Origin of the sequence: Hylemonella gracilis (assembly GCF_004328645.1) — a bacterium.
In the GTDB taxonomy this organism is placed as follows: domain Bacteria; phylum Pseudomonadota; class Gammaproteobacteria; order Burkholderiales; family Burkholderiaceae_C; genus Hylemonella; species Hylemonella gracilis_B.
In genome coordinates this window covers 757,598-782,818 of sequence record NZ_CP031395.1, presented here as the reverse complement: position 1 = coordinate 782,818, position 25,221 = coordinate 757,598, and the positions used below count along the sequence as shown (strand labels likewise).

Annotated in this window: 23 protein-coding genes and 2 pseudogenes; 9 read left to right on the top strand and 16 right to left on the bottom strand. The window is 64.2% G+C overall.

What is annotated here, in order from left to right:
• Positions 1 to 9: 9 nt before the first annotated feature.
• Complete coding sequence (locus DW355_RS03825; RefSeq protein WP_131278029.1) at positions 10 to 570, top strand: YaeQ family protein; 561 nt, start codon at positions 10 to 12, stop codon at positions 568 to 570.
• A gap of 40 nt (positions 571 to 610) precedes the next feature.
• Here the strand turns inward: DW355_RS03825 and DW355_RS03820 are convergent, their stop codons facing one another.
• Positions 611 to 1,066: a DUF3717 domain-containing protein gene (locus DW355_RS03820; RefSeq protein ID WP_131278028.1), complete on the bottom strand. Its 456-nt coding sequence runs from the start codon at positions 1,064 to 1,066 to the stop codon at positions 611 to 613.
• 384 nt (positions 1,067 to 1,450) lie between these two features.
• Between DW355_RS03820 and DW355_RS03815 the strand changes: the two genes are divergently transcribed.
• Together DW355_RS03815 and DW355_RS03810 are read left to right on the top strand one after the other, a co-directional pair.
• Positions 1,451 to 2,206 (top strand): TerC family protein, encoded by a 756-nt coding sequence (locus DW355_RS03815; protein ID WP_131278027.1) that lies wholly within the window; start codon positions 1,451 to 1,453, stop codon positions 2,204 to 2,206.
• A gap of 73 nt (positions 2,207 to 2,279) precedes the next feature.
• Entirely contained in the window at positions 2,280 to 2,741 is a 462-nt protein-coding gene (locus DW355_RS03810; protein ID WP_131278026.1) for a hypothetical protein, read from the top strand.
• A gap of 50 nt (positions 2,742 to 2,791) precedes the next feature.
• On the opposite strand, the gene DW355_RS03805 is transcribed toward DW355_RS03810, so the two are convergent.
• Positions 2,792 to 4,354, bottom strand: a complete 1,563-nt coding sequence (locus DW355_RS03805; RefSeq protein ID WP_131278025.1) for a M48 family metalloprotease — start codon at positions 4,352 to 4,354, stop codon at positions 2,792 to 2,794.
• A 48-nt stretch (positions 4,355 to 4,402) separates the two neighbouring features.
• Between DW355_RS03805 and moaC the strand changes: the two genes are divergently transcribed.
• Positions 4,403 to 4,885 carry a cyclic pyranopterin monophosphate synthase MoaC gene (gene moaC, locus DW355_RS03800; RefSeq protein WP_131278024.1) on the top strand — a complete coding sequence of 161 codons (483 nt, stop codon included), beginning with the start codon at positions 4,403 to 4,405 and terminating at the stop codon, positions 4,883 to 4,885.
• A gap of 118 nt (positions 4,886 to 5,003) precedes the next feature.
• On the opposite strand, the pseudogene DW355_RS03795 reads toward moaC, so the two are convergent.
• The 6 genes and pseudogenes from DW355_RS03795 to sucC all read right to left on the bottom strand — a co-directional run.
• A pseudogene (locus DW355_RS03795) lies at positions 5,004 to 5,432 on the bottom strand (pilin); the annotation flags it as partial.
• A gap of 262 nt (positions 5,433 to 5,694) precedes the next feature.
• On the bottom strand, positions 5,695 to 6,540 hold the full coding sequence (locus tag DW355_RS03790; RefSeq protein ID WP_131278023.1) for a 3',5'-cyclic-nucleotide phosphodiesterase: 846 nt from the start codon (positions 6,538 to 6,540) through the stop codon (positions 5,695 to 5,697).
• 199 nt (positions 6,541 to 6,739) lie between these two features.
• A complete protein-coding gene (locus DW355_RS03785) occupies positions 6,740 to 7,519 on the bottom strand; it encodes a Stp1/IreP family PP2C-type Ser/Thr phosphatase (RefSeq protein WP_131278022.1) in 780 nt (259 codons plus the stop codon).
• A 242-nt stretch (positions 7,520 to 7,761) separates the two neighbouring features.
• The gene (locus DW355_RS03780; protein ID WP_131278021.1) at positions 7,762 to 8,442 is read right to left on the bottom strand and encodes a TerC family protein; all 681 of its coding nucleotides are present in this window, start codon (positions 8,440 to 8,442) and stop codon (positions 7,762 to 7,764) included.
• Between the two features lie 133 nt (positions 8,443 to 8,575).
• Positions 8,576 to 9,469 (bottom strand): succinate--CoA ligase subunit alpha, encoded by an 894-nt coding sequence (gene sucD, locus DW355_RS03775; protein WP_131278020.1) that lies wholly within the window; start codon positions 9,467 to 9,469, stop codon positions 8,576 to 8,578.
• 28 nt (positions 9,470 to 9,497) lie between these two features.
• Positions 9,498 to 10,658, bottom strand: coding sequence for an ADP-forming succinate--CoA ligase subunit beta (gene sucC, locus DW355_RS03770; RefSeq protein ID WP_131278019.1), 1,161 nt, complete (start codon positions 10,656 to 10,658; stop codon positions 9,498 to 9,500).
• Positions 10,659 to 10,865: 207 nt separating this feature from the next.
• Between sucC and argC the strand changes: the two genes are divergently transcribed.
• Positions 10,866 to 11,807 carry an N-acetyl-gamma-glutamyl-phosphate reductase gene (gene argC, locus DW355_RS03765; RefSeq protein ID WP_131278018.1) on the top strand — a complete coding sequence of 314 codons (942 nt, stop codon included), beginning with the start codon at positions 10,866 to 10,868 and terminating at the stop codon, positions 11,805 to 11,807.
• 32 nt (positions 11,808 to 11,839) lie between these two features.
• On the opposite strand, the gene recX is transcribed toward argC, so the two are convergent.
• Entirely contained in the window at positions 11,840 to 12,304 is a 465-nt protein-coding gene (recX, locus tag DW355_RS03760; RefSeq protein ID WP_131282260.1) for a recombination regulator RecX, read from the bottom strand.
• A gap of 70 nt (positions 12,305 to 12,374) precedes the next feature.
• Positions 12,375 to 13,442, bottom strand: a complete 1,068-nt coding sequence (gene recA, locus DW355_RS03755) for a recombinase RecA (RefSeq protein WP_131278017.1) — start codon at positions 13,440 to 13,442, stop codon at positions 12,375 to 12,377.
• Positions 13,443 to 13,572: 130 nt separating this feature from the next.
• On the opposite strand from recA, the gene DW355_RS03750 reads away from it, so the two are divergent.
• The 3 genes from DW355_RS03750 to DW355_RS03740 all read left to right on the top strand — a co-directional run bounded on the left by DW355_RS03750 (position 13,573) and on the right by DW355_RS03740 (position 16,478).
• The gene (locus DW355_RS03750; protein WP_131278016.1) at positions 13,573 to 14,073 is read left to right on the top strand and encodes a MarR family winged helix-turn-helix transcriptional regulator; all 501 of its coding nucleotides are present in this window, start codon (positions 13,573 to 13,575) and stop codon (positions 14,071 to 14,073) included.
• Positions 14,074 to 14,207: 134 nt separating this feature from the next.
• Positions 14,208 to 14,927: a response regulator gene (locus DW355_RS03745; protein WP_131278015.1), complete on the top strand. Its 720-nt coding sequence runs from the start codon at positions 14,208 to 14,210 to the stop codon at positions 14,925 to 14,927.
• Between the two features lie 27 nt (positions 14,928 to 14,954).
• On the top strand, positions 14,955 to 16,478 hold the full coding sequence (locus DW355_RS03740; protein ID WP_131278014.1) for a sensor histidine kinase: 1,524 nt from the start codon (positions 14,955 to 14,957) through the stop codon (positions 16,476 to 16,478).
• 30 nt (positions 16,479 to 16,508) lie between these two features.
• Here the strand turns inward: DW355_RS03740 and DW355_RS03735 are convergent, their stop codons facing one another.
• From DW355_RS03735 to DW355_RS03725, 3 genes and pseudogenes are all read right to left on the bottom strand, one after another.
• On the bottom strand, positions 16,509 to 17,234 hold the full coding sequence (locus DW355_RS03735; RefSeq protein ID WP_131278013.1) for an SPOR domain-containing protein: 726 nt from the start codon (positions 17,232 to 17,234) through the stop codon (positions 16,509 to 16,511).
• 52 nt (positions 17,235 to 17,286) lie between these two features.
• On the bottom strand, positions 17,287 to 18,051 hold the full coding sequence (locus DW355_RS03730; protein ID WP_131278012.1) for a biotin--[acetyl-CoA-carboxylase] ligase: 765 nt from the start codon (positions 18,049 to 18,051) through the stop codon (positions 17,287 to 17,289).
• Positions 18,051 to 18,524 (bottom strand): annotated as a pseudogene (locus DW355_RS03725) (SET domain-containing protein); the annotation flags it as partial. The pseudogene DW355_RS03725 and the gene DW355_RS03730, both read right to left, overlap by 1 nt.
• Positions 18,525 to 18,629: 105 nt before the next feature.
• Here DW355_RS03725 and DW355_RS03720 point away from each other — a divergent pair.
• Entirely contained in the window at positions 18,630 to 21,533 is a 2,904-nt protein-coding gene (locus tag DW355_RS03720) for a DNA topoisomerase III (RefSeq protein ID WP_131278010.1), read from the top strand.
• A gap of 20 nt (positions 21,534 to 21,553) precedes the next feature.
• Here the strand turns inward: DW355_RS03720 and DW355_RS03715 are convergent, their stop codons facing one another.
• Genes DW355_RS03715 through tkt form a run of 3 tightly spaced genes read right to left on the bottom strand, consistent with a single transcriptional unit; the run spans position 21,554 to position 25,154 of the window.
• Complete coding sequence (locus tag DW355_RS03715; RefSeq protein WP_131278009.1) at positions 21,554 to 22,066, bottom strand: lytic transglycosylase domain-containing protein; 513 nt, start codon at positions 22,064 to 22,066, stop codon at positions 21,554 to 21,556.
• 14 nt (positions 22,067 to 22,080) lie between these two features.
• Positions 22,081 to 23,082 (bottom strand): type I glyceraldehyde-3-phosphate dehydrogenase, encoded by a 1,002-nt coding sequence (gene gap, locus DW355_RS03710; protein ID WP_131278008.1) that lies wholly within the window; start codon positions 23,080 to 23,082, stop codon positions 22,081 to 22,083.
• Positions 23,083 to 23,123: 41 nt separating this feature from the next.
• Entirely contained in the window at positions 23,124 to 25,154 is a 2,031-nt protein-coding gene (gene tkt, locus DW355_RS03705; RefSeq protein WP_131278007.1) for a transketolase, read from the bottom strand.
• Positions 25,155 to 25,221 lie beyond the last annotated feature (67 nt).

Genomic DNA, 25,221 nt, shown 5'->3' with positions numbered 1-25,221 from the left:
CCTCGACCCATGGCGCTGAAATCCACCATTTACAAGGCGAACCTGCAGATCGCCGACATCGACCATGGGTACTACGCGGACCATGCGTTGACGCTGGCGCGCCACCCGAGCGAGACCGATGAACGCATGATGGCACGCTTGGTTGCGCTGGCCTTGCAGGCGCACCGCCTGCAAGCCGACTGCCAGGGTGATGGAACCCTGGCTTTCGGCGCGGGTCTGTCCGACCCCGACGAACCCGATGTCTGGCTGCGTGACTACACCGGACGGACGCGCCTGTGGGTGGAAGTCGGCCAGCCCGAGGACAAGCCCATCGCCAAGGCCTGCAGCCGGTCCGATGCCGTGCTGCTCTATACCTACGGTCATGCCGCCGAGGTCTGGTGGCGCGGCATCGAGCACAAGCTCGCGCGCCTGGACAAACTGCAGGTCTGGCGCATCCCGACCGAGACCGCTCAGGAGTTAGCGGCCCTGGCCGAGCGCAGCATGCAATTGCAGGCCACGCTCCAGGAAGGCCTGCTCATGCTGGGCAACGGCGCAAGGCAGGTGCATGTGGAACCCGTCCGCTGGAAGTAAGCGACACCGACCCCAGGCCTGAGTGCTCGCGCAGCACGGCTCAGGTTTTCGGTGCCGTGTCGGCGTCGTCGAACAGACGCGCCTGGACTTGTGCGCCGCTTGCGCGTTCCGCATAGCGGTTGAAGCGCCAGGCCTCGCCCAGTTGCGTGATGCGACGCCAGGTTTCGCGTTTCTCCGCGGGACGCATGTGCGTCCAGTGCTGTACCTCGTCGAAGCTGCGGCCACACCCCTTGCAGACCGAATCACCCTGACTGGTGGAGCAGATGGCGATGCACGGCGTGTCCGGCGTATGCTCATACCAGGCCAGCCAGGCTTCCATCGCTGGCCCGGGCATGCTGAGCTCGTCCGCTTCCTGCTCGTGAAAGAAGACCATGAGCGCGTACACCTCGGCCAGCGCCCGCAGTGGCGGGGACAGCGTCACCCCATCGGTCGCGGGTTCGCGTTCGCGCCAATAGTTGATTGCCGCTTCAATGTCGGTGACGTGGATGCCTGCCATGGGGGCGTAGCCTGGAAAAGAAAACGGGGAGCTTGATAAGGCAGAGTTTTCCATCATACCGGCCCGCTTGTGGGGCCGCGTCGATCCGTGGTCTAATGCGTTCCACGAAGGGGAGTAGCTCCCATCAACCCCGGCACAGGGAGGCGTCAAAAATGACGTCGTCGAGGTTGACATCAACAAGTCGTCATTACGAAGCATGACTTCCGGCTTGTTGGGCACATTCTTTACCACTCCACGCCGAGCAAGACCTTCGATTGGAACCTGAGTCAGGTTTCGTCGAAGCGTGCGCGTTCTCGGCGCTCCCGGTCCACCGGCGAGCACGGGTTCTTCCTCCATCGACTGAGCTGACCAGGTTGTAAATCGAACTACAACTCGGAGTTCCTCATGGAGTTTCTGTCATCACCTGCGTTCTGGGTCGCTCTGGGCCAGATCATCATCATTGATATCCTGCTCGGCGGCGACAACGCCGTCGTCATCGCGCTGGCCTGCCGCCGGCTGCCTCCAGCACAACGCACCAAAGGCATCATTTGGGGCACCGCGGGTGCCATCGTGCTGCGCGTCGTTCTGATCGCTTTCGCGATGACGCTGTTGAACCTGCCTTTCCTCAAACTCGTCGGTGCACTGCTGCTGATTTGGATCGGCGTCAAGCTGTTGGCGCCGGACGAGGAGGGCCACGGCAATATCGCCGCCAGCGACAGGTTGTTCGCAGCCATCAAGACCATCGTCGTGGCCGACTTGGTCATGAGCGTGGATAACGTGATCGCCATCGCTGGTGCAGCCCAGAACGCGGGAGAGCACTCGCTGCTGCTGGTCATCCTGGGCCTGTTGATCTCCATCCCCATCATCGTCTGGGGTAGCCAACTCGTGATCAAGTTGATGGAGCGTTTCCCCGCCATCATCACGGCCGGCGGCATGCTGCTCGGCTGGATTGCGGGTGGCATGCTCGTGACCGACCCGGCCTTCGCCAACCCTGACCAATGGCAATGGGTGTTCAAGTTGCCGCAGTCCGACATCCTGCGATATGGCGCGAGCGTGGTTGGCGCGTTGCTGGTGTTGCTGATCGGCAAGTACGCCGCCACCCGTCGTGGCGGGGAGGCTGCCCACGCCGCCTCCGGCAAGCCCAGCAGCCACACGGCCTGACCCTCAGGGGTCACGCACACAAGAATCACCCAGGAAGTTTCCCCCCGTCCCTCGTCAACACAAGGAGCACATCATGGACAACATCATTGCGTACGTGGACGATGCTGAATACGCGCTGCATCAGTTGGCGCCGATGCTGAACGAAGCATCCGGCGCCGGCCGCCAGCCCGCTCAGTGGATCCTGGTGGCCTGCCCGCCACGCATGTCGCGACACATCAACAAGTGGGTCAACCACACGGCACGTGAGAACTGGCGCAACAAGTGGGCGGACAAGCTGTTCAAGCTCATCACACCCCGACTGCACGTCCGCGGCGACAAGGTCATCGCCTTGCTGTCCAGTGGACCGCTGCTGGAAATGACGCAGGAACTGCAGGTCAAGTACGGAACAGCCCGCGTGCTGGACGCGCGCCGTCCGAAGTTCGGTCAGGATCTGCAGCCCGTCACGCCCGACCAGCCCCAGGGGCAGGATTCACGTTGGGCCGTGCCGGGTGCCGTTGCAGGCATGGCGGCGTTCCTGGTTCTCGCCAGCGAGTGAGGCAGCAGAGACCGGTGGGCTGGGCTGAACCCCGGCCACCGGTCTCTGCGTCAACGTTCCCGCATCTGTTCACGCAGCAGGGCATCCACCTGCTTGCTGCGTGTTTCGATGATTGACGCCTCGATGTAGTCGTTACTGGTCGCGCCGCGCCGGATCAGGTCTTGCGCCGCGACGTAGCGATCACGCGCGGCGGCATAGTCAAAATGCACAACGTAGGCTTCGGCGTCTGCGCGCACCGCGCGCAATGTCTGCCCTTGCGCCGTGCAGGCAGCCGACAGCAGTTGCCAGGCCTGCGCATCGCGCGGGTGTTCGGCCAGCCAGACTTGCAGCATCTGCGCGGCGCGTGCAGCACCGTCCAAGCCCGCCATCGTCAGCGCGCGCGCGCGCAGCAGGCGCTGGGCCCGCGGTATCTTTTCCGAAGCAGCAACGGTGGGAACCGGCAGATCGAGTAGCGCCAGGGCACGCGGCGCGTCACCGGCCGACAAGGCGAGTTCCGCGCCCAACAGGCGCACCTGGTAAGCCGCCTGCGGCCGTGCAAGCGCCATGGCCTGCAAGCGGGTCCACCATTTTTGCGCCGTCATCGGGTCGCGAAGTTCACCAGCGGCCCAGGCTGCGGCATACAGCACGGCAGCCTGCCGTGCTGAGGGCTGCGGCGGGTCCGTAACACTTGTCCCTGGCAGCTGAACCTCCGCCTGCGCCACGGCGGCGCGCAGCATATCGACGGATGGATCGGCCAGCACGCGGGCGCGCGCCGCCAACATGGCATGGGCCATCGCAGTGTCTGTGTCCGCCACTTGGGCCGAGCTGGCTTGCAACTGTTGCCGCGCCTGCATGTCGGCGATCCGCTCGGTCGTCAAGGGATGGCTGCGCAGGTAAGGAAAAGCGCCCGTGTCGTTGTGGCGATTGGCCTGCAGCAACTTCTGGAACATGCTGGCGAAGCCCTGGCCGTTGAAGCCCGCCTGCGTCATCACGCCATAACCCACGCGATCGGCTTCCCGCTCCATGTCGCGCGAGAAGTTCAGCTGTCCCTGCACGGTGGCGGCCTGTCCCCCCACGATCAGAGCCCCGGCCGCGTCCGGGCTCGATGACGCGGCAAGGATGCCCAGAATCATCGCTGCAATCATCCAGGGGGCTTGCTGTCCCTGACGGCTGATCATGCGCGCGATATGGCGCTGCGTGATGTGGCTGAGTTCATGTGCAAGCACGGAGGCCAGCTCATCCGCGTCGTCGACCGAGGCAATCAGCCCAAGATGCACGCCCATGTAACCTCCGGGCAAGGCGAACGCGTTGACGCTGCGATCGCGTCCCAACAAGACGGTCCAAGCGTACTGTTCGTCCATCTCCGGCCTCAGCTCACCCCGCAGGCGCGCGGCGGCCATGAGGCGCAACCAGAGACCTTCCACATAGTCGCCCAGAACCGCGTCATCCACGTAGGCGCTGCTGCGGTAGAGCTCGCGCGCGATGCGATCACCCAGCTGGCGTTCCGCGCCCGTGCTCATTTCCAGTCCGTCGCCCAGGGCAGGCAAGGCGTTCGGGCTACCCTGCGCCATGGCCCCGACGCTGCAAGCGAGCGACAGGCACAGCAACTTGCGCTTCAAACCGTCAAATCTCATGGCCCGTATGATGCGTGATCCAGGTAATGTTTTGATAAAGCCTTTTCCATGAACGGTTTGACGCATTTCGATGCCAGCGGACAGGCACATATGGTCGATGTCGGCGACAAGGCCACCACACGACGCGTGGCGGTGGCGACCGGCCGAATCGACATGCAAGCCGGCACGCTGGCCTTGATCGAATCGGGCAACGCGAAAAAAGGCGATGTACTGGGCGTGGCGCGGATCGCGGGCATCTTGGCCGCAAAAAAGACCAGCGACCTGATCCCTCTGTGTCATCCCCTGGCGCTGACGCGGGTCGCGGTGGCATTTGAGCTGTTGCCAGCGAACCCGATTTCATCCGTGCGTTGTACGGTGACCGCCGAAACCGTGGGCTCCACGGGCGTGGAAATGGAGGCGCTGACCGCAACCCAGATCGCCCTGCTCACGATCTATGACATGTGCAAGGCCGTGGACCGGGGCATGCAGATCCACGATGTGCGTCTGTTGGAGAAGCACGGCGGGAAGTCCGGCAGCTACGTGGCCGCCTGATCGCGGCGCCCCATCGCCCAGGCGCGTGGGATGCGGAAAGGCCAGTCTCCGGACCGGCCGCCGATGCTTCAGTTGTTGGCGAGCTGGGGGCGAGGGTGCCCACCGTCAGGCCCGTTTCGCGACAGGCGCCAGGCAGGTACTTCGCGTCCACCGTGCCGGGGCCGCATTTCCAGCCCACGATCTTGCCGTCGCTGACCTCTGGGACCAATAGCAGGGTCTTGTCCTCCACGTCGGCGGAGATGTTGTGCACCGTCACCTGGACGGCGCCTTTTTCATCCGTTTGAACGCCGCGGACGTACTGGGTTGTCGGATTGGCCGATTCGCAACCCCAGCCGCCACCAGCGGGCAGGGCGGTGCCACCCTTGGCCTGGTAGACCTCGCTCACCGCCGTGCGGCATTGAGACGCGGCCAGCACCGCTTCCGACATCTTGGCACGCACCGCATAGTCCTGGTACCAGGGCAGTGCGATGGCGGCCAGGATGCCGATGATCGCGACGACGATCATCAGTTCGATCAGGGTGAACCCCTTTTGGAATGCGTGCTTCATGAATACTCCTTCTTGAGCAATGGTGATGGTGATGGGGAGGACCCGTACAAGGCATGGCACGGCGGTTTGCGGTGCCACGAAAGCGGCGAAGAATACCCCAAGACTTCCACGATGAGCAGGACCTTCACGGACCCACTGGCGTCGATGCTTGACGCGCGTCAAACGACGGTGCGAATCGGATCGTGGATTTTTGTTTCAGGATGCCTGGATTGTCTGGCAAGGTCCGTGCTTTGTGGCCTCGCGCCCGGTATCAGCACCCAGCCTACAGATCGAACTCTTGCCCGGCCTGCAACCCATGCAATTCGTACAGACGGCCGCCGCGCGCCAATGCGCCGGCCGCACCAGATTTCTGGGCGGAATCCTTCTGGAGTCCACCCAGCTCCACGAGGATCTGGACCGTTTCCGTTGGCTTGGTGTGCGTGATGTAGATGGGATAGTCCTTGCCAGGCGCGATCTGCGCCAGCTCCTGGGCCAGGGTGTCTGGCGCCAGATGCTGGCTGATCTCCGCCAGCTTGCTTTCCCGGCGGCTGAAAGCCGTTTCGATCACCAGCATGCGGACATCGTCCAACTGATTGACCCGTCGCCAGAACGCGGGATTGGGGCCGGTGTCACCGCTGAACACCCAGGTGGCTGCCCTGCCATCCTTGCGCCCAGCCGAGTCCACGCTCACGGCGTAACCCACGGCGGGCACCGTGTGCTGGGCCGGCAAGGCCTCGACACGTCGATCTCCAATTTCCACCACCTCGCCGGTTTCGATGGGCGCGAAACGCATGAAGGGCGCCGCCTCGCTGGGAATGCGACTGAAGTCAGGCCAGATGAGGTTGTTGAAGATGTGCGCGCGCAAGGCTTCGATGGTCTTGGGCAAGGCATGCACCATCACCGGCTCGCGCCGTCGTGCGCCCATGGCATCAAGCATCAGCGGCAGGGCCGTGATGTGGTCCAGGTGTGCGTGGGTGATGAAGACATGGTCAATGCGCAACATCTCACCGACTGTCAGGTCTCCGACGCCGGTGCCCGCATCCACCAGGATGTCCGTGTCGACCAGGAAAGAAGTGGTGCGGCTACCTCGCGCGATGGCGCCCGAACAACCCAAGACCCGCACCTTCATGTTTGCTCCATCGCGTATCAGCCCGCTCTTGAATTGCCTGAAACAGAAACTTGCGGAGAAAAACCCGAGGCCGTTCGCGCGCGATCATGCCCGAAGCCGTTTTTTTCTGCAACATTTCGCAACATCCTGCAAGCATAACCCGCCGATTCCCAATCGTCGGCAAGACCGGCGCAAGGAAGCCCTCAGGGTGAGAGAAAAATCACAGCGCGGACCGCTGCCCCTGCGCATGGACCAGCAGCACGGTGATGTTGTCGCGACCACCGCGGTCATTGGCCATGTCCACCAAGGCCTGGGCCCGCAACTCCAGGCTCAGGGGCAGGCGCAGCAATCTGGCGATGTCCGTGTCGCGCAACATGTCGGACAGGCCGTCGGAGCACATGAGGTACAGATCGTCGGCCTGGACCGCATGCGTATGCACTTCCAGCAAGACCGCGGGGTCCACGCCCAGGGCACGGGTTACCAGGTTGCGATGCACTGAAACCGCCGCCTGTTCCGCCGTGATCAGCCCGGCATCCAGTTGCTCCTGCAGGAGCGAATGGTCACGGGTGACGCGCGCCAACTGGCCTTCGCGCAAACGGTAGCAGCGCGAATCTCCGATATGGCCCAGCACCAGATCACGCCCGTGGAAGACACCCACCACCAGCGTGGTGCCCATGCCAGCGTATTCGGAATGCTCGCGCGACGCTTGCAGCACGGCGGCATTGGCCTGCGCAACACTGCGCTCCAGGACCCGTCGGATGTCGTCCAAGGTGACCGGCGTGCCAGCATCATCGGCACGAAACCATCCACTGAGGTCGCGCTGGATGTTGGTGCAGGCCATGCTGCTGGCCACCTCACCGGCGTTGTAGCCGCCCATGCCATCGGCCAGAACCGCCAGACCCGCCGCGTCATCCACGGCGTAGGCATCCTCGTTGTTGCCGCGCACTCGACCCTGGTCGGTTCGCGCGCAAAACTTGTAGCTCAAACTGCTTGCTGCCATGGCTCTTCATTTCTCCGCCACGCCAGACGCCTACCCAATCGTGAAGTGCCGCGGGACTCATTGCATCGCCCTTAAGCGGGACGATGTCGCCGACATTAGCAGAGCCCAAGACGGCCCGCAAGCCGGCTCACTTTTGTGCCGTGCAATTTGCATTTGCACACACCGATGTGGTGCCTATCGCAACAAAGCCATGCCCGAACGGGCATGGCTTTGAATGAATCAAGACGCGGTAAACCGCATGCTCAAGTCGCCGTCTTGCCGCGCTTTTGCAAACTCCTGCCCAGCAAGACCACCAGGATCGCACCCAGTGCCGCCGCGACGTAATGCAACCACGGCTGACCGGCGAGAACTGGCTTGAGGATGTTGTCGTTCATGATGGTCTCGCCACCCACCCAGCCGATCAAGGCCGCGCCCAGTGTCACGATGATCGGGAAACGCTCCATCAGGTGGATCATGAGCGAGCTGCCGAACACCACCAAGGGGATGCTGATCGCCAGTCCCAGGACCAGCAGCACGAGGCTGCCCTGCGCAGCCGCGGCCACAGCGATCACGTTGTCCAGGCTCATCACCAGATCGGCGATCAGAATGGTGCGCACGGCGGTCATCAAACCTCCGACCTGCTTGCTCTCACCCTCGTCCTCGTCGTCCTCGCTCAGCAGCTGAACCCCGATCCAGAGCAGCAGCACGCCGCCCACGATCTGCAGGAAAGACAGCTCCAGCAGCTTCGCCGCCACGACGGTCAGCGCCACGCGCAACACCACCGCCGCGCCGGAGCCGAACAGGATGGCCCGTTTCTGCTGGTGCGGTGGCAGGGAACGCGCGGCCAAGGCAATGACCACGGCGTTGTCGCCGGACAGAATGATGTTGATCCAGATGATCTTGAGCAGACCGATCCAGAAGTTGACATCCTGCAAGAATTCCATCGAAAACTCCTTAGCTGTTATGGTTTCTAGTAGAAGGAATGAAGCCCGATGATCCATGCGGATCACCGGGCCAGATATAGAGGAAAACGTCAGTTCTTGACCGCAGTCAAGAGGACAAACGCTCGCCGCCGTCTCAGAGCAACGCCTTGAGCAACTTGCCCATTTCCGAGGGGTTGCGCGTGACCTTGAAACCGCACTCTTCCATGATGGCCAGCTTGGCATCGGCCGTGTCGGCGCCGCCGGAGATCAGGGCGCCGGCGTGGCCCATGCGCTTGCCGGGAGGCGCCGTGACGCCGGCGATGAAACCGACGATCGGCTTCTTCATGTTGGCCTTGCACCAGCGCGCGGCTTCGGCTTCGTCGGGGCCACCGATCTCACCGATCATGATGACGGCGTCGGTGTCCGGATCGTCGTTGAAAGCCTTCATCACGTCGATGTGCTTCAAGCCGTTGATCGGGTCACCGCCGATGCCGACGGCGCTGGATTGGCCGATGCCGAGTTCCGACAGCTGTGCGACGGCTTCATAGGTCAGCGTGCCCGAGCGAGACACGACACCGACACGCCCCTTCTTGTGGATGTGACCCGGCATGATGCCGATCTTGATTTCGTCGGGCGTGATCAGGCCGGGGCAGTTCGGGCCCAGCAACAAGGTCTTCTTGCCGCCCTTGGCCTCTTTTTCCTTCATCTTGTTGCGCACGACCAGCATGTCACGCACCGGAATGCCTTCGGTGATGCAGATGGCCAGATCCAGGTCGGCCTCGACGGCCTCCCAGATGGCATCGGCCGCACCCGCCGGGGGCACATAGATCACCGACACGGTGGCGCCGGTCTGCTTGGCGGCTTCCTTCACCGAGGCGTAGATCGGGATGTTGAAGATCGACTCACCGGCCTTCTTCGGGTTCACGCCAGCGACGAAGCAGTTCTTGCCGTTCGCGTATTCCTGGCACTTCTCGGTGTGGAACTGACCGGTCTTGCCCGTGATGCCCTGGGTGATGACCTTGGTGTTCTTGTTGATGTAAATCGACATGATGGATTCCTTCGCGTCTGGTCTGGGCTTACTTCACGGCGGCGACGATCTTGGTCGCTGCCTCGGCCATGGTGTCGGCGCTGATGATGGGCAGGCCGCTTTCGGCCAGCATCTTCTTGCCCAGTTCCTCGTTCGTGCCCTTCATGCGCACGACCAGCGGCACCTTCAGGCTCACGGCGCGACTGGCCGTGATGACGCCGGTGGCGATGGTGTCGCACTTCATGATGCCACCGAAGATATTGACCAGGATGCCCTCGACCTTGGGGTTCTTGAGCATGATCTTGAAGGCTTCGGTCACCTTCTCTGGCGTAGCGCCACCACCCACGTCCAGGAAGTTGGCTGGCTCGCCGCCGAAGAGCTTGATGGTGTCCATGGTCGCCATGGCCAGGCCGGCGCCATTCACGAGGCAGCCGATGTTGCCGTCCAGGCTGATGTAGGCCAGATCGAACTTGGAGGCTTCGATTTCCGCCGCGTCTTCCTCGTCCAGATCGCGGTAGGCGACGATCTCGGGATGGCGGAACAGGGCATTGGCGTCGAAGTTGAACTTGGCGTCCAGGGCGATGATGTTGCCCTTGCCGTCGCGGTTCAGCGGGTTGATTTCCACCAGCGAAGCATCCGTGTCCATGTAGCACTTGTAGAGCTTCTGGCAGATGTCGATGAACTGCGCCAAGGAGTCGGCGGGCAAATTGATGCCCTTGGCCAATTCCTTGCCGTTGGCTTCGGTGAAACCCACGAGTGGATCAACGAAGATCTTGACGATCTTCTCGGGCGTGCTGTGCGCCACTTCCTCAATGTCCATGCCACCTTCGCTGGAGGCGATGAAGGCCACTTTCTGCGTGCCGCGATCGGTCACGGCGGACAGGTAGTACTCCTTCTGGATGTCGGCGCCTTCCTCGATGTAGAGGCGACGCACCTTCTGGCCCTCGGGGCCGGTCTGGTGGGTCTTGAGTTGCATGCCCAGGATCTGGCCCGCCAGCGTTTTCACGTCATCCACGGTCTTGGCGACCTTGACGCCACCGCCCTTGCCACGGCCACCGGCGTGGATCTGCGCCTTGACGACCCAGACCGGGCCACCCAGCTTCTGGGCGGCTTCAACGGCCTCTTGAACGGTGAAGGCCGCAATGCCGCGGGGCACAGGCACACCAAACTGACGCAAGATTTCCTTGCCTTGGTATTCGTGGATCTTCATGAGGGCTCTCTCAGGAAATGGTTTCTATCGGTTGCCGGAAGCGGCAAGCCGTCGAAGCTGCAGATGGGGCAGGCACGGCCAGCGGTTCGCGCCGGTTCAGACGCAGCCGCGAAATGTATCATGTTGCTCTGCACAACGGCGGTGCGCCCTGACGCCGCCGTTCGTGACACCTGCCCCCGCCCGCTGCCAGCAGTCTGTCCGCCCACCATGTCTCGAAAAAAAATCTTCATCGACGGCGAAGCCGGCACCACCGGTCTGCAGATCCGAGAGCGCCTGCAGGCCATGCCACAGGTCGAATTGCTGAGCATCGCGCCCGAGCGACGCAAGGACCCCACCGCCAAGCGCGAGATTCTCGCCATGGCCGACCTGGCCATACTCTGCCTTCATGATGACGCCGCCGTGGAAACGGTGGCGCTGGTCGATGCGCTGGAGGCCTCGGGCGAGCTGGGCGCGAAGCCGGGTCCGCGCATCATCGATGCCTCGACGGCGCACCGCGTGGCCCCGGGCTGGGTCTACGGTTTCCCCGAGCTGACCCGCGACCACGCCCAGACCGTGGCCCAGGCCCGGCGCGTGGCCAACCCCGGCTGCTACCCAACGGGGGGCATCGCGCTGCTGCGCCCGCTCATCGACGCCGGGTTGCTGCCCACGGACTACCCGATCGTGCTGTCGGGCTACTCGGGTTACTCGGGCGGTGGACGCAGCATGATCGAAGCCTACGAAGTCACCCAGACCGCGCCGCCGCTGGAGGTCTACGGCCTGAGCCTGACGCACAAGCATCTGCCCGAGTTCCAGCGCTACGCGGGTCTGACGCGCCGGCCCATCTTCGTGCCTGCCGTGGCGAACTATTACGCGGGCATGATCGATCAGATCGGCCTGCAGTTCGAGTTGATGAAGGACGTGCGCAAGAGCGACCAGCTGGAAGAAGCGCTGCGCGCCCACTACGCGGGCAGCGAGTGGGTCAGCGTCGTGCCGCCCCAGCCCAGCGGCCGCCTGGAACCCACCGCGCTCAACAACACGAACTTGATGGAGCTCAGCGTCTACGGCAACGATGCGCTGGGCCAGGCCGTGCTGGTGGCACGTTTCGACAACTTGGGCAAGGGCGCCAGCGGCGCCGCAGTGCAGAACCTCAAGCTGATGCTGGGGCTCTGAAACCCCGAGGCCCAGGGCCGCACTTCAAGGCTTCAAGCGTCCTCGCCGTCGAGGCCCAGGCCCTTGCCGTCCAGCACACGACGCACCACGTCGCCGGAAAATCCGCGCGCCAGCAGAAACCGGACTTGCCGGGCGCGCTCCTTGGCCTCCACGGGCGCGGCGTCGAAACGCCGCTGCCAGACCTGTCGGGCGCGTATTTCCTCGCTGTCCTGCAGGCTGGCCAAGGTCTGGGTGATCAGTTCGCGGTCCAGCCCCTTGTCCTGCATCTCCTGCCGCAAGCGCGCCACGCCCAGGTGGCTGGCGCGGCGATGCGCCAGTGATTCGGCCGCCCGGCGTTCGTCCAACAAACCCCGGGCCTGCAACTCGTCCAAGGCCTGGGCCAGGGTCCCGGGCGCCTCCTCGAAGCGCGCGAGCTTGCGCTCCAGTTCGCGCCGGGTGTGTTCCCGCTGGCTCAGCAGGCGCAGCGCCCGACCTTTCAGGCTGGGTTGAAAAGCCAGTTTGCGATTGCGCCCCTGGCCTTCGCCTTCGGATCGGTCAGGCATGTCGGCGGCCGATGCGGAGACTGCTTCAGGCTTGCGCGTCACCGGGTCCCGCAACCGCTACGGACACATCCTCGCCGCGCAGCGGAATGCCCAGGGATTCACGCACCTTGTTCTCGATTTCCAAAGCCAATTCCGGGTTCTCACGCAGGAATTCACGGGCGTTGTCACGGCCTTGGCCGATTTTTTCACCGTTATAGGCGTACCAAGCACCTGACTTGTCGATGATGTGAGCGGTCACCCCCATATCAATCACTTCGCCCTCGCGGCTGACCCCTTCACCGAACAGGATGTCGAATTCAGCGCTCTTGAAGGGTGGGCTGACCTTGTTCTTCACCACTTTGACCTTGGTTTCGTTGCCGATGGCTTCCTCCCCCTTCTTGATGGTGCCGGTGCGGCGGATGTCCAGGCGCACCGAGGCGTAGAACTTGAGCGCATTGCCGCCGGTCGTCGTTTCGGGGCTGCCGAACATCACGCCGATCTTCATGCGGATCTGGTTGATGAAGATGACGGTGGTGTTGGTCTTCTTGATGGTGGCCGTCAGCTTGCGCAGGGCCTGGCTCATCAGGCGCGCTTGCAGACCGGGGAGGCTGTCGCCCATTTCACCTTCGATTTCGGCCTTGGGCGTGAGCGCGGCCACCGAGTCAATCACGATCAGGTCCACCGCACCGGAGCGCACGAGGCTGTCCACGATTTCCAGTGCCTGCTCGCCTGTGTCCGGCTGGCTGATGAGCAAATCCTGCAAATTCACGCCCAGCTTCTGCGCGTACTGGGTGTCCAGGGCGTGTTCGGCATCAACGAACGCACAGGTGCCGTCCATTTTCTGCATTTCGGCGATGACCTGCAGGGTCAGCGTGGTTTTGCCTGACGATTCCGGGCCATAGATTTCGATCACGCGGCCACGCGGCAAACCGCCGACGCCCAGGGCGATGTCCAAGCCCAGACTGCCGGTGGAGACGACCTGGATGTCCTCGATCTTCTCGCCCTCACCCAGACGCATGATGGTGCCCTTGCCGAACTGTTTCTCGATCTGGGCCAGGGCGGCCTGCAGGGCTTTGGCTTTTTCGCTGTTGGCGTTCTTGACGGCGGCGTCCATGGTTTTTCCTTTGAGGGGTTGGGATTGAGCACCTGACATTTCAAACAGGCTGGATACTTGAACAGCACTCTATCAGCCGAGTATTTTGCCGTAAAGCCATTTTTTAGTCATTTTGGCTTACCATTTGAGCATGCTGCCCGACGCCGTCACCCCCCTGACAAGCATCCCGAACGACGACGGGTGGCGCCAGACCCACCTGGGCCGCCTCCTGGGCCATGCCATGCGCCGTTTCGACACCCGTGTGCAGGCACTGATGGCACATGACGCCGAGGTCCCCCTGGCCCTGTCCCATCTGGCGGCACGCGGGCAGGTCAGCGCCGCGCACATCCACATCACCCGGCACCTGGCCGTGACGGGCTCGCGGCTGCAGGATCTGGCCGACGCCGCCGGCATGAGCAAACAGGCCATGGGCAAGCTGGTGGACCAATGCGTGGCCTGGGGCCTGGTGACACGAGAGGCCGATGCGCACGACGGCCGCGCCAAGCAGGTGCGCTTCACACCCGCCGGCCTGGCCTGGCTCGGTGGTTTCCAGCGGGCCGTGCGCCAGGCTGAGGCCGAGCTGCGGCACGCCGTGGGCGAGGAAGTGGCCACCGTGATCGCGCTGGGCTTGGAAGCCTACGCAGGCAGCTAGCCCGCCGCGACGGCCCTGGCCCCATGCACCGCGCCTGACCGAGTGCATGGGCTTGCGCGGCATCCCGCCTAAAATCAGCCCAGACATGACGCAGGCCGCCCCCGTAAGGCGGTGCACTGCACGGAGACACATGCATGCGAATTCTGATTGCGGAAGACGATCAGGTCCTGGCCGACGGCCTGCTGCGCACCCTGCGCGGCTCGGGCGCCGCGGTCAACCACGTGGCCAACGGTGCCGAGGCCGACGCGGCCCTGATGACACAACCCTCCCAGTTCGACCTGCTCATCCTGGACCTGGGCCTACCCAAGCTGCACGGTCTGGAGGTGTTGCAGAGGCTGCGTTCCCGCGGCGCCAGCCTGCCGGTGCTCATCCTCACTGCGGCAGACAGCGTCGAAGACCGGGTTCAAGGCCTGGACTACGGCGCCGACGACTACATGGCCAAGCCCTTCAGCCTGCAGGAGCTGGAAGCCCGCGTGCGCGCCCTCACGCGCCGGGGTCTGGGCGCGGCCAGCGGCCTGATCCGCCATGGCCCACTCGTCTACGATCAGACGGGGCATGTCGCGACCATCGACGGACGCCTGGTCGAGCTCTCCGCGCGCGAACTCGGCCTGCTGGAGGTGCTGCTGCAACGCAGCGGTCGCCTGGTCAGCAAGGATCAGCTGGTCGATCGCCTCTGTGAATGGGGTGAGGAAGTGAGCAACAACGCCATCGAGGTCTACATCCACCGCCTGCGCAAGAAGATCGAGGGCGGCCCAATCCGCATCGCCACCGTGCGCGGACTGGGTTATTGCCTGGAGAAAATCCAGCCAGAAGCCGCGATGCCCAGCGACTCCGACGCCGCGTCGCTGGCCTGAAACACGGCAGAACCACCCCACCTTTCCATGCCGTTCGGCAGAAAGCTCTTCCAACGGGAACAACGTTCGCTGTTCGGGGAAATCCTGGACTGGATGCTGACCCCCCTGCTCATCCTCTGGCCTGTCAGCCTCATCCTCACCTGGTTGGTGGCCCAGAACATCGCGGGTCGACCTTTCGACCATGCCCTGGAGCTTCAGGTCCGTGCACTGGCGCAGCACCTGAAGCTCCAGAGCCCGGGCCCCCGGGGCAACACCCGCTTCGATCCCCCCATGCCTGCGCGCACGCTGCTGCACGCGGATGCTACCGACACCCTGCACTTCCAGGTGCTGGGCGCCCAGGGAGAGTTTCTCTCCGGTGACCCGGACTTCCCGCCACCGCCGCCCCTTGAAAGCCACGAAGGCATCGCCCGCCCGGGCCTGGAGCCAGGCGTGGTGCAGTTGCACAACGACGAGTTCGAAGGCACACCCGTGCGCATCGCCTACCTGTGGATCGCGCTCGCACCCATGCCTTTCAGCGATGGTGCCCCCGCGGCAGGTTCACCACTGGCCCTGGTCCAGGTGGCCGAGACCCTGGACAAGCGCTCGCAGCTGGCGGCGGAAATCATCAAGAGCGTGATGCTCCCGCAATTTGCCATCCTGCCCCTGGCCGTGCTGCTGGTCTGGCTCGCGCTGGCGCAGGCCATCCGACCGCTGGACCATCTGGCCGGCAACATCCGCGCGCGCGCGCCCGACGACCTGAGCCCACTGGAGACACGCGCCGTGCCCCTGGAAGTGGCACCGCTGGTGACGTCGATGAACGAGCTGCTGACGCGGCTCACGGAATCGATCGCCGCCCAGAAACGCTTCCTGGCCGACGCCGCTCACCAGCTCAAGACCCCGCTGGCCGGCCTGCGCATGCAGGCCGATCTGGCCCAGCGCCATGACGCCAGCACCGAGAACCTGCGCCAGTCGCTGCAACAGATCGTGCGCGCCAGCACCAACGCCACCCACACCGTCAACCAGTTGCTGGCCCTGGCCCGCGCTGAAGGCAGCGGTGCGGCCCTGGCGCAGCAACCCTGCGACCTGGCCCAGATCACCATGGACACCCTGCGCGAAGTCGTGCCCCTGGCCCTGGAAAAACACTTGGACATCGGTTACGACGGCCCCGTCCCCGGCACGCCGATCGCGCAACTCGACGGCAATCCGACGCTGCTGAAAGAGCTGGTGCGTAATCTGCTGGACAACGCCATCAAGTACACGCCCAGCACCCCGGAACGTCCGGGCGTCATCACGGCCCGTGTGCTGTCCGACCCTTTTGGCCAGGTGCTGCTGCTGCAAGTCGAGGACTCGGGCCCTGGCGTGCCCGAAGCGGAGCGCGGACTGATCTTCCAGCCCTTCTACCGTGCCTTGGGCACGCAGGCGGATGGTTCGGGCCTGGGACTGTCCATCGCGCAGGAGATCGCCCGGCAGCACCAGGCCCGCATCGAGGTCGAGGACCTGCACCCCGGCCAGCATTCCCCCGGCGCCCGTTTCACAGTGCGTTTTGCGGTGCGCAAGTCCTTGGCGTCCTGAAGGCGCCGCACGCGCCCCTCAGGGCGTGGCTCAAGGTGCGCAGGCCGAGGGAGCCTTGCCGTTGATCGCAGGCAAGGCTTGCAAGGCGGCTTGCGCGGTGGCTGCCTGGGCCGCGTCCGCGGCCTGAACGCGCACCGAGGCTTGCCGACGCTCGGGCCATTCCTGCACCACCCGCGCCGAGCGCAGGCCGCGTTTCTGCATGGCGTCCAGCTCGCCCTCGGCCTTGGCCTGTGTCTCGAAACGCGCCAGCGAGAGGCCCGGCTGCAATTCGGGATTGTCCAGCGTCTGCAGGGCACGGCGGGTGCGGGGTGAAAGCTGCGCACGCTTGCGGTCCAGCTCCGTCGCGTTGGCATAACGCCCCATGTAGATGATCCAGCGCGCGGGTGCCGTGACGCGCACATCCAGCGTCCAACTTCCCGCCGAGAGGGACTGGCCCAACTGGCGACGCAGCGCCTCGAGCTGCGCGGGCTGCGTCACGTCCCATGGACCGGCCTGCCAGCATTGCGCGGTCGCGCGGCCCAGGGACTCTTCCGTGGCCACGGGCGCCGGAGTCGCCGCTGCGGCCACCGAGGGCACGGCGGCGGGAAGGGCGGGCGCCGACAGGATGCGGATGGCCTCGGGCCGGACTTGCTGCGCGAGACGCTCGGGCTCGTGCTGCTCCGCTGGCGCCCAGCCATAAGCACGCAACAGTCCTTGCGACCAGGCAAAGTAGCTGGCGTTCAACAAAATCAGCAACAGGGCGACGATGCGCAGCATGCGGACGAAGGACGGGTAAGAGGGGACGGAAATAGGACCTGCGGAGCCGATCTCAGGCCCTCATCGGGCGCACGCTGACTTCGGCGGAGTCGATTCTTTTCATGCCGTCGGCAGTATGCACCAGCAGCGCCCCGCGCTCGTCCACGCCCTGAGCCAGCCCCTCCATGCCATCGCTCAGCCGCACCGCGCGCCCCGCCAGCGCGTCGCGCGCCTGCCAGGCCACGCGCACCGGCGCGAAACCCTGGTCCTGGAACCGCAGCACCGCATGCGCCAGAGGTGCCGCCAGGCGCAACAACGCAGCCGGTGCGTCCAAGGCCGGGTCGAACTCCTGCGCCCAGGCGGGCTGCGTGTTCATGCCATCCGCTCCCTGGGCAACGGCGGCATTGATGTTCAGGCCCACGCCGATCACGGCATACCGCAGATCCAGCGCCTCGATCAACACGCCGGCCAGCTTGCGGTCCTGGCGCCAGAGGTCATTGGGCCACTTGAGCTGCACGCTGGGGTGCAAGCCCTGCGCCAGCGACAGGCCCACCGCCAGCGACAGACCGGACCAGTCGGTCATCTGCAAAGGCAGGCCCAGGGAGAACATCAGCAGATCACCGGGCTGCGCGCCACTGTTCCAGGCCCGCCCAAGGCGGCCTCGCCCCGCCGTCTGGCGCTCGGCCACCAGCAGCACGGGTTCTGCCTGCCCGGCCTTGGCACGGCGCATCAGCTCGGCGTTGCTGGAATCCACCTCGGGCAGCACTTCGACCGTGAACCCGGGGAAGTGCGGGGCCAGCGATTCCCAGATCGCCTCGGCGGGCCAGCGCAGCGTCATTTCGGCGCGAGCAAAGTGCCCCGACAATTCTTGTTACCACACCAGCAAGGGTATTCGGCCTTGAGCTTCTTCGTGTAGGGTTCGTCGATGATGAGGCCGTAGTCGTAGTTCAGTTCCTCGCCGGCCTTGATCTTGCGCAGCGCCTTGATGAAGACGCGGCCTTCGTCGGTCTCGTCCGCCTCGCAATTCGGGTTGCAGGAATGGTTGATCCAGCGCGAGGCGTTGCCCCCCACCTTGGCGTCGATCACGTGGTCTTCGTCAACGTGGAAGTAAAAGGTATGGTTCGGGTCCTTGGGATCGTGCGGGTGACGACGCAAGGCCTCTTTCCAGTTGATGATCTCGCCCACGTATTCAATGATCATCTCGCCCCTGGCAATGTCCTGCAGGGCGAACACGCCCTTGCCGTGGACGCCGGAGCGCCGCACCTGGATACGACGACCGGCGGAAGAAGATGAAGCAGAGGGTTTGGACACGGCGGGATTTTTTGGTAAGGTGAACTCGTATGGGCGCGCGCGGGCGTGCCCGCGTAAGCGTGCGCACACGCGTGTAGGCGTGCGCGCGAGACAGGGATTGTATTCATGAAGACTTTGGTCATCGCTGAGAAGCCATCGGTCGCGCAAGACATCGTGCGCGCCCTCACGCCCACGGCCGGCAAGTTCGAGAAGCACGACGAGCACTTCGAGAACGAGCAGTACGTGGTAACGAGCGCCGTGGGACACCTGGTGGAGATCCAGGCCCCCGAGCAATACGACGTGAAACGGGGCAAGTGGAGCTTCGCCCACCTGCCCGTGATTCCACCGCATTTCGAGCTCAAGCCGGTCGACAAGACGAAGACGCGGCTGAACGCCGTGGTCAAGCTGGCCAAGCGCAAGGACGTGGACAAGCTGATCAACGCCTGCGACGCGGGGCGCGAGGGCGAATTGATCTTCCGCCTGATCGAGCAATATGCCAGCGGCGCCAAGCCGCTGGGCAAGCCGGTCTCCCGCCTGTGGCTGCAGAGCATGACACCCCAGGCCATCCGCGACGGCTTCGAGCAGCTGCGCAGCGACAAGCAGATGCTGCCCCTGGCCGACGCCGCGCGCAGCCGCAGCGAAGCCGACTGGCTGGTGGGCATCAACGGCACGCGCGCCATGACAGCCTTCAATTCGCGCGACGGCGGCTTCTTCCTCACCACCGTGGGCCGCGTGCAGACGCCCACGCTGGCCGTGGTGGTGGAACGCGAGGAACAGATCCGCAAGTTCATCAGCCGCGACTACTGGGAAATTCATGCCAACTTCGGCGCGCAAGCCGGTGACTACGCCGGCAAGTGGTTCGACCCGAAGTGGAAAAAGAACGAGGAAGATGCGGAGAAGAAGGCCGATCGCCTCTGGAACGAGGGTGAAGCCCGCGCCATTGCCGACGCCGTGCGCGGGCAGCTGGCGACGGTCACCGAGGAAAGCAAACCCAGCACACAAGCCTCGCCCATGCTGTTCGACCTGACCAGCCTGCAACGCGAAGCCAATGGCAAGTTCGGATTCTCCGCCAAGACGACGCTGTCCATCGCGCAGAGCCTGTACGAACGCCACAAGGCGCTGACCTACCCGCGGACCGACTCGCGCCACCTGCCCGAGGACTACCTGTCCGTGGCCAAGGAAACCTTCGGCATGCTGGCCGACTCCGGCCTCAGACACCTGGCGCCGCACGCGGCCACGGCGCTCAAGAATGGTTATGTCAAGCCCAGCAAACGCATCTTCGACAACGCAAAAGTCAGCGATCACTTCGCCATTATCCCCACGCTGCAAGCACCCAGCGGCTTGAGCGAGGCCGAACAGAAGCTCTACGATCTGGTGGCACGACGGTTCATGGCGGTGTTCTTCCCGAGCGCGGAATACATGGTGACCACGCGGATCACGATCGCCGCCAGCCATCACTTCAAGAGCGAAGGCAAGGTGCTGGTCAGGCCGGGCTGGCTCGCCATCTACGGCAAGGAAGCCGATGAGGAAACGGGTGACGAGAAGGAAAACAGCAAGATCCTCGTCCCCGTGCAACCGGACGAGAAAGTCAAGACCCGGACCGCGGACGCCAAGGGCCTCAAGACCCGCCCACCGGCCCGCTACAGCGAGGCCACGCTGCTCAGCGCCATGGAAGGCGCCGGCAAGATGGTGGAAGACGACGATCTGCGCGAGGCCATGAGCGAAAAGGGCCTGGGCACGCCGGCCACGCGCGCCGCCATCATCGAAGGGCTGTTGACCGAGAAGTACATGCTGCGCGAGGGCCGGGAACTGATCCCGACCGCCAAGGCTTTCCAGTTGATGACCTTGCTGCGCGGCCTGGGGGTGGAAGAGCTCTCCAAACCCGCGCTGACGGGCGAATGGGAGTACAAGCTGTCGCAGATGGAACGCGGGCAGCTCACGCGCGAGGCCTTCATGCGCGAGATCGCGGCCATGACGGAACACATCGTCAAGAAGGCCAAGGAATACGACCGCGACACCGTGCCCGGCGACTACGCCACCCTGGCCACGCCCTGCCCGAACTGCGGCGGCGTGGTCAAGGAGAACTACCGCCGCTACGCCTGCGTGGGCAAGAAGGGCACGGGCGAGGATGCCTGCGGCTTCTCCTTCACCAAGATGCCCGCCGGCCGCGCCTTTGAACTGGCCGAGGTGGAACAGTTCCTGCGCGACAAGCGCATCGGCCCGCTGGAGGGATTTCGCTCCAAGGCGGGCTGGCCCTTCACCGCCGAGATCGCGCTGGTCTACAACGAGGAAGAAAAGAACTGGAAGCTGGAATTCGACTTCGGCAATGAGGACGAGTCCGAAACCGGCGAGCTGGTGGACTTCTCCGGCCGGGAATCGCTGGGCGCCTGTCCGAAGTGCGGCGGCGCCATTTACGAGCATGGCAAGAATTACGTCTGCGAAAAATCCGTGCCCACGCAAGCGCAAGCCACGCCGAGCTGTGACTTCAAGAGCGGTCAGATCATCCTGCAGCAGCCCGTCGAGCGCGAACAGATGATGAAGCTGCTCGCCACGGGCAAGACCGATCTACTGGACAAATTTGTCTCCATGCGCACGCGCCGGCCCTTCAAGGCCTACCTGGCCTGGAACGCGGAGGAAGGCAAGGTGGCATTCGAGTTCGAACCCTCGAAATTCCCGCGCAAAACTGGCGCATCCGCAGGTGGCCGGAATGGCGCAGCCGCCAAGACGGCTCCCGGCAAGGCTGCAGCCAAGAAAGCACCGGCTAAAAAAGCAGCGGCCAAGAAATCAAGCACCAGGAAACCGGCTGCTGGCCTGACGCCCAGTGCCGAACTCGCGGCCGTGATCGGCAACGAACCCGTGGCGCGCACCCAAGTCATCAAGAAGATCTGGGACTACATCAAGGCGCAGGGCTTGCAGGATCCCAAGGACAAACGCAGCGTGCTGGCAGATGCCAAGCTGCAGCCCGTCTTCGGCAAGGACCGGGTGACGATGTTCGAGATCACCGGCCTGGTGGGCAAGCACCTCAGCTGAGAGGTGCCCAGACGCGCGGGTCAGCCCTTGAGCAGCAGGGCGCGCACCCGCGCGTAGTTACGTTGCACCTTGGCGATGTAACTGGCCCGCTTGGCGGGCGCGATGGCGTTGTAGGCGCCCACCGCCTTCCAGAGCGTGCCGTGCTGGCGGATTTTGTTGGACAAAATCCAGGCGCCGACATAGATGTTGGTGCAGGCGCCCTTGAGCTTTTCGCGGTGGATGCCCATTTCGGCCAGCTGGGGCAACCAGCGGGTGTTGATCTGCATCAGGCCGACATCATGGGTACCGTCGGCATTGGTCGGACCCACCGCGTCCGGGTCAAAGGCAGACTCGGTCTTGGCGATGGCGATCAGCATGTGCTTATCCACCCTGAAACGCTCGGCCGCCGCTGTGAAGCAGGGATCAAAGGGCTGCCAAGCCTGCTTGGCCGGCAAGGCCGTCACGGACGGAACCCGGGACTGGACGGCAATCTCCTGCGCCCCGGCCGCACTGGCGAGCGTGGTGGACAGCAGCAGGGACGCCCAGCCTTTCATGGTCACAACTCCGTTTATTTCGCGACAACCACGCGGGCCATTTCCAGGCACTTGTTGGAATAGCCCCATTCATTGTCATACCAGGATACGACTTTGATGAAGGTTTTGTCCAGGGCGATACCCGCATCGGCGTCGAACACCGAGGTGCAGGTTTCACCACGGAAGTCCGTGGCCACCACCTTGTCCTCGGTGTACCCGAGGATGCCCTTGAGCGCGCCCTGGCTCTGGGCCTTCATTTCGGCCTTGATCTCGTCGTAGCTGGCATCCTTTTCCAGCTCGACCGTCAGGTCCACCACGGACACGTCGCTGGTCGGCACGCGGAAACTCATGCCGGTCAGTTTCTTGTTGAGCGCGGGGATGACCACGCCCACGGCCTTGGCAGCACCGGTGGAGGAAGGAATGATGTTTTCCAGGATGCCGCGGCCGCCGCGCCAGTCCTTGTTGCTCGGGCCGTCCACGGTCTTCTGCGTGGCGGTGGCGGCATGCACGGTGGTCATCAGACCCCGCTTGATGCCCCACTTGTCGTGCAGCACCTTGGCCACGGGCGCCAGGCAATTCGTCGTGCAGGAGGCGTTGGAGATGATGGCCTGGCCCGCATAGGTCTTGTCGTTGACGCCGAAGACGAACATGGGCGTATCGTCCTTGCTCGGGGCGGAGATGATGACCTTCTTCGCGCCCGCGGCCAAGTGCTTGCCCGCGCCGTCCTTGTCCAGGAAGAGACCCGTGGACTCAATCACCACGTCCGCGCCGACCTCGTTCCACTTGAGGTTGGCCGGATCACGCTCCTGCGTGAGGCGGATTTTCTTGCCATTGACGACCAGCTGACCGCCTTCGACCGAGACCTCGCCCTTGAAGCGACCATGCACGCTGTCGTACTTGAGCATGTAGGCCAGGTAGTCGGGCTCCAGCAGGTCGTTGATGCCGACGATTTCAATGTCCTTGAAATTCTGCACCGCCGAGCGGAACACATTGCGGCCGATGCGGCCAAACCCGTTGATGCCTACTTTGATGGTCATGATGCTTTCCTCTGGTCTGGATTGAAACCTGGTACCGCTGCTTATTTACCCAACACCGCGCGCACGGTGTGCGCAACGTTTTCCGGAGTGAAACCGAAATGTTTGAACAGCACGGGGGCGGGCGCCGATTCGCCATAACTGTCGATGCCCACGACAGCCGAGCAGCCGTATTTCCACCAGCCCCCGGTCGCCCCCATCTCGACGGCGACGCGAGGCAGGCCGGCGGGCAGCAGGGCCTGCTTGTAAGCCGCTTTCTGCCGGTCAAACACCGTCGTGCTGGGCATGGAGACCACGCGCACCGCGATCTTCTGCGCGGCCAGCAGTTCCTGGGCCTTGAGCGCCAGCGCGACTTCGGAGCCAGTGGCGATGATGAGAGCCTGGGCTTTTTTCTTCAGGCCCACGTGTTCCGGTTCGGACAGCACATAGGCACCCCGGCTGATGTCGCCCAGGTCACGCTTGGGTGCGTAGGCCAGATTTTGACGCGAGAGCAGCAGGGCCGTCGGGCGCGCCTTGTTCTCCAGTGCCACCGCCCATGCCACGGCCGTCTCCGCCGTGTCGGCGGGGCGCCAGACGTCCAGGTTCGGAATCAGGCGCAGGCTGGCCGCGTGCTCGATGCTCTGGTGGGTGGGGCCGTCCTCGCCCAGGCCAATGCTGTCGTGTGTGAAGACGTGGACCACGCGCTGCTTCATGAGCGCGGCCATGCGAATGGCATTGCGGCTGTAGTCGCTGAAGGTCAGGAAGGTGCCGCCATAAGGAATGTAGCCACCGTGCAGGGCCAGGCCATTCATGATGGCGGCCATGCCGAACTCACGCACGCCGTAGTTGATGTGGCGACCCAGCTTGCCATCGGCCGACTTGACCACGGCGCCCGTGCTGTCGAAGCGCAGGGCCGGGGTGTGGCTGGTGTTGGTGAGGTTGGAGCCGGTCAGGTCCGCGCTGCCGCCCAGCAATTCGGGCAGCGCGGCGGTGAACGCCTCCAGCGCAATCTGCGAGGCCTTGCGTGTGGCCACGGTTTCCGCCTTGCTGTGCGCGGCGACGGCGGCGTCCACGGCCACCTGGGCAAAGGCCTTGGGCAGATCACCCGCCATGCGGCGCTTGAACTCGGCGGCAAGCTCGGGGTGGGCGGCGGCGTAGGCGGCGAACCTGTCGTTCCACGCGGTTTCAATGGACTGGCCATGGGCCTTGGCGTCCCAGTCGGCGTAGACCTCGGCCGGGATCTCGAACGGCGCATGCGGCCATTCCAGCGCTTCGCGCGTCAACTTGATTTCTTCGGCGCCCAAGGGTTCGCCATGCGCCTTGGCGGTGCCCGCGCGGTTGGGGCTGCCCTTGCCAATGCTGGTCTTGCAGATGATGAGCGAGGGACGCTCGGTCTGCGTCTTGGCCTTGGCGATGGCCTCGGCCACGGCCTGCGGGTCATGGCCGTTGAGGGGGCCGATCACGTTCCAGCCGTAGGCGACGAAACGCAGCGAGGTGTTGTCAGTGAACCAAGGTTGCACCTGGCCATCGATGGAAATGCCGTTGTCGTCGTACAGCGCGATCAGCTTGTTGAGCTTCCAGGCGCCGGCCAAGGCCGCCGCCTCATGGCTGACGCCTTCCATCAGGCAGCCATCGCCCAGGAACACATAGGTGTGGTGGTCCACGATGGCGTAGCCGTCGCGGTTGAACTCAGCGGCCAGCAGCTTCTCGGCCAACGCCATGCCCACGGCATTGGTCACGCCCTGGCCCAGCGGGCCGGTGGTGGTTTCCACGCCGGGGGTGATGCCCACTTCGGGATGGCCCGCGGTCTTGCTGTGCAGCTGGCGGAAATTCTTCAGCTCGCCGATGGGCAGGTCGTAACCCGTCAGATGCAGCAAAGCGTAGATCAGCATCGAACCATGGCCATTGGACAGCACGAAACGGTCACGATCCGCCCAATGCGGGTTCGTCGGGTTGTGCTTGAGGTGCTGGCCCCAGAGTGCAACAGCCATATCGGCCATGCCCATGGGGGCGCCCGGATGTCCGGAATTGGCTTGTTGTACAGCGTCCATTGCCAGCGCACGGATTGCGTTGGCCATTTGTTGGGTATTTGCCATGTCGAGGCGACTCCGGAATTCAGCGCGGGTGAAGAGGGCGGGGAAACCCGGCATTTTACCGGGCGTC

What these genes read in the sequence shown, in the direction of transcription:
- DW355_RS03825 (WP_131278029.1), top strand. Translation starts at nt 10, where the DNA reads ATGGCGCTGAAATCCACCATTTACAAGGCGAACCTGCAGATCGCCGAC.
- DW355_RS03820 (WP_131278028.1), bottom strand. Translation starts at nt 1,066, where the DNA reads ATGGCAGGCATCCACGTCACCGACATTGAAGCGGCAATCAACTATTGG.
- DW355_RS03815 (WP_131278027.1), top strand. Translation starts at nt 1,451, where the DNA reads ATGGAGTTTCTGTCATCACCTGCGTTCTGGGTCGCTCTGGGCCAGATC.
- DW355_RS03810 (WP_131278026.1), top strand. Translation starts at nt 2,280, where the DNA reads ATGGACAACATCATTGCGTACGTGGACGATGCTGAATACGCGCTGCAT.
- DW355_RS03805 (WP_131278025.1), bottom strand. Translation starts at nt 4,354, where the DNA reads ATGAGATTTGACGGTTTGAAGCGCAAGTTGCTGTGCCTGTCGCTCGCT.
- moaC (WP_131278024.1), top strand. Translation starts at nt 4,403, where the DNA reads ATGAACGGTTTGACGCATTTCGATGCCAGCGGACAGGCACATATGGTC.
- DW355_RS03790 (WP_131278023.1), bottom strand. Translation starts at nt 6,540, where the DNA reads ATGAAGGTGCGGGTCTTGGGTTGTTCGGGCGCCATCGCGCGAGGTAGC.
- DW355_RS03785 (WP_131278022.1), bottom strand. Translation starts at nt 7,519, where the DNA reads ATGGCAGCAAGCAGTTTGAGCTACAAGTTTTGCGCGCGAACCGACCAG.
- DW355_RS03780 (WP_131278021.1), bottom strand. Translation starts at nt 8,442, where the DNA reads ATGGAATTCTTGCAGGATGTCAACTTCTGGATCGGTCTGCTCAAGATC.
- sucD (WP_131278020.1), bottom strand. Translation starts at nt 9,469, where the DNA reads ATGTCGATTTACATCAACAAGAACACCAAGGTCATCACCCAGGGCATC.
- sucC (WP_131278019.1), bottom strand. Translation starts at nt 10,658, where the DNA reads ATGAAGATCCACGAATACCAAGGCAAGGAAATCTTGCGTCAGTTTGGT.
- argC (WP_131278018.1), top strand. Translation starts at nt 10,866, where the DNA reads ATGTCTCGAAAAAAAATCTTCATCGACGGCGAAGCCGGCACCACCGGT.
- recA (WP_131278017.1), bottom strand. Translation starts at nt 13,442, where the DNA reads ATGGACGCCGCCGTCAAGAACGCCAACAGCGAAAAAGCCAAAGCCCTG.
- DW355_RS03750 (WP_131278016.1), top strand. Translation starts at nt 13,573, where the DNA reads ATGCTGCCCGACGCCGTCACCCCCCTGACAAGCATCCCGAACGACGAC.
- DW355_RS03745 (WP_131278015.1), top strand. Translation starts at nt 14,208, where the DNA reads ATGCGAATTCTGATTGCGGAAGACGATCAGGTCCTGGCCGACGGCCTG.
- DW355_RS03740 (WP_131278014.1), top strand. Translation starts at nt 14,955, where the DNA reads ATGCCGTTCGGCAGAAAGCTCTTCCAACGGGAACAACGTTCGCTGTTC.
- DW355_RS03735 (WP_131278013.1), bottom strand. Translation starts at nt 17,234, where the DNA reads ATGCTGCGCATCGTCGCCCTGTTGCTGATTTTGTTGAACGCCAGCTAC.
- DW355_RS03730 (WP_131278012.1), bottom strand. Translation starts at nt 18,051, where the DNA reads ATGACGCTGCGCTGGCCCGCCGAGGCGATCTGGGAATCGCTGGCCCCG.
- DW355_RS03720 (WP_131278010.1), top strand. Translation starts at nt 18,630, where the DNA reads ATGAAGACTTTGGTCATCGCTGAGAAGCCATCGGTCGCGCAAGACATC.
- DW355_RS03715 (WP_131278009.1), bottom strand. Translation starts at nt 22,066, where the DNA reads ATGAAAGGCTGGGCGTCCCTGCTGCTGTCCACCACGCTCGCCAGTGCG.
- gap (WP_131278008.1), bottom strand. Translation starts at nt 23,082, where the DNA reads ATGACCATCAAAGTAGGCATCAACGGGTTTGGCCGCATCGGCCGCAAT.
- tkt (WP_131278007.1), bottom strand. Translation starts at nt 25,154, where the DNA reads ATGGCAAATACCCAACAAATGGCCAACGCAATCCGTGCGCTGGCAATG.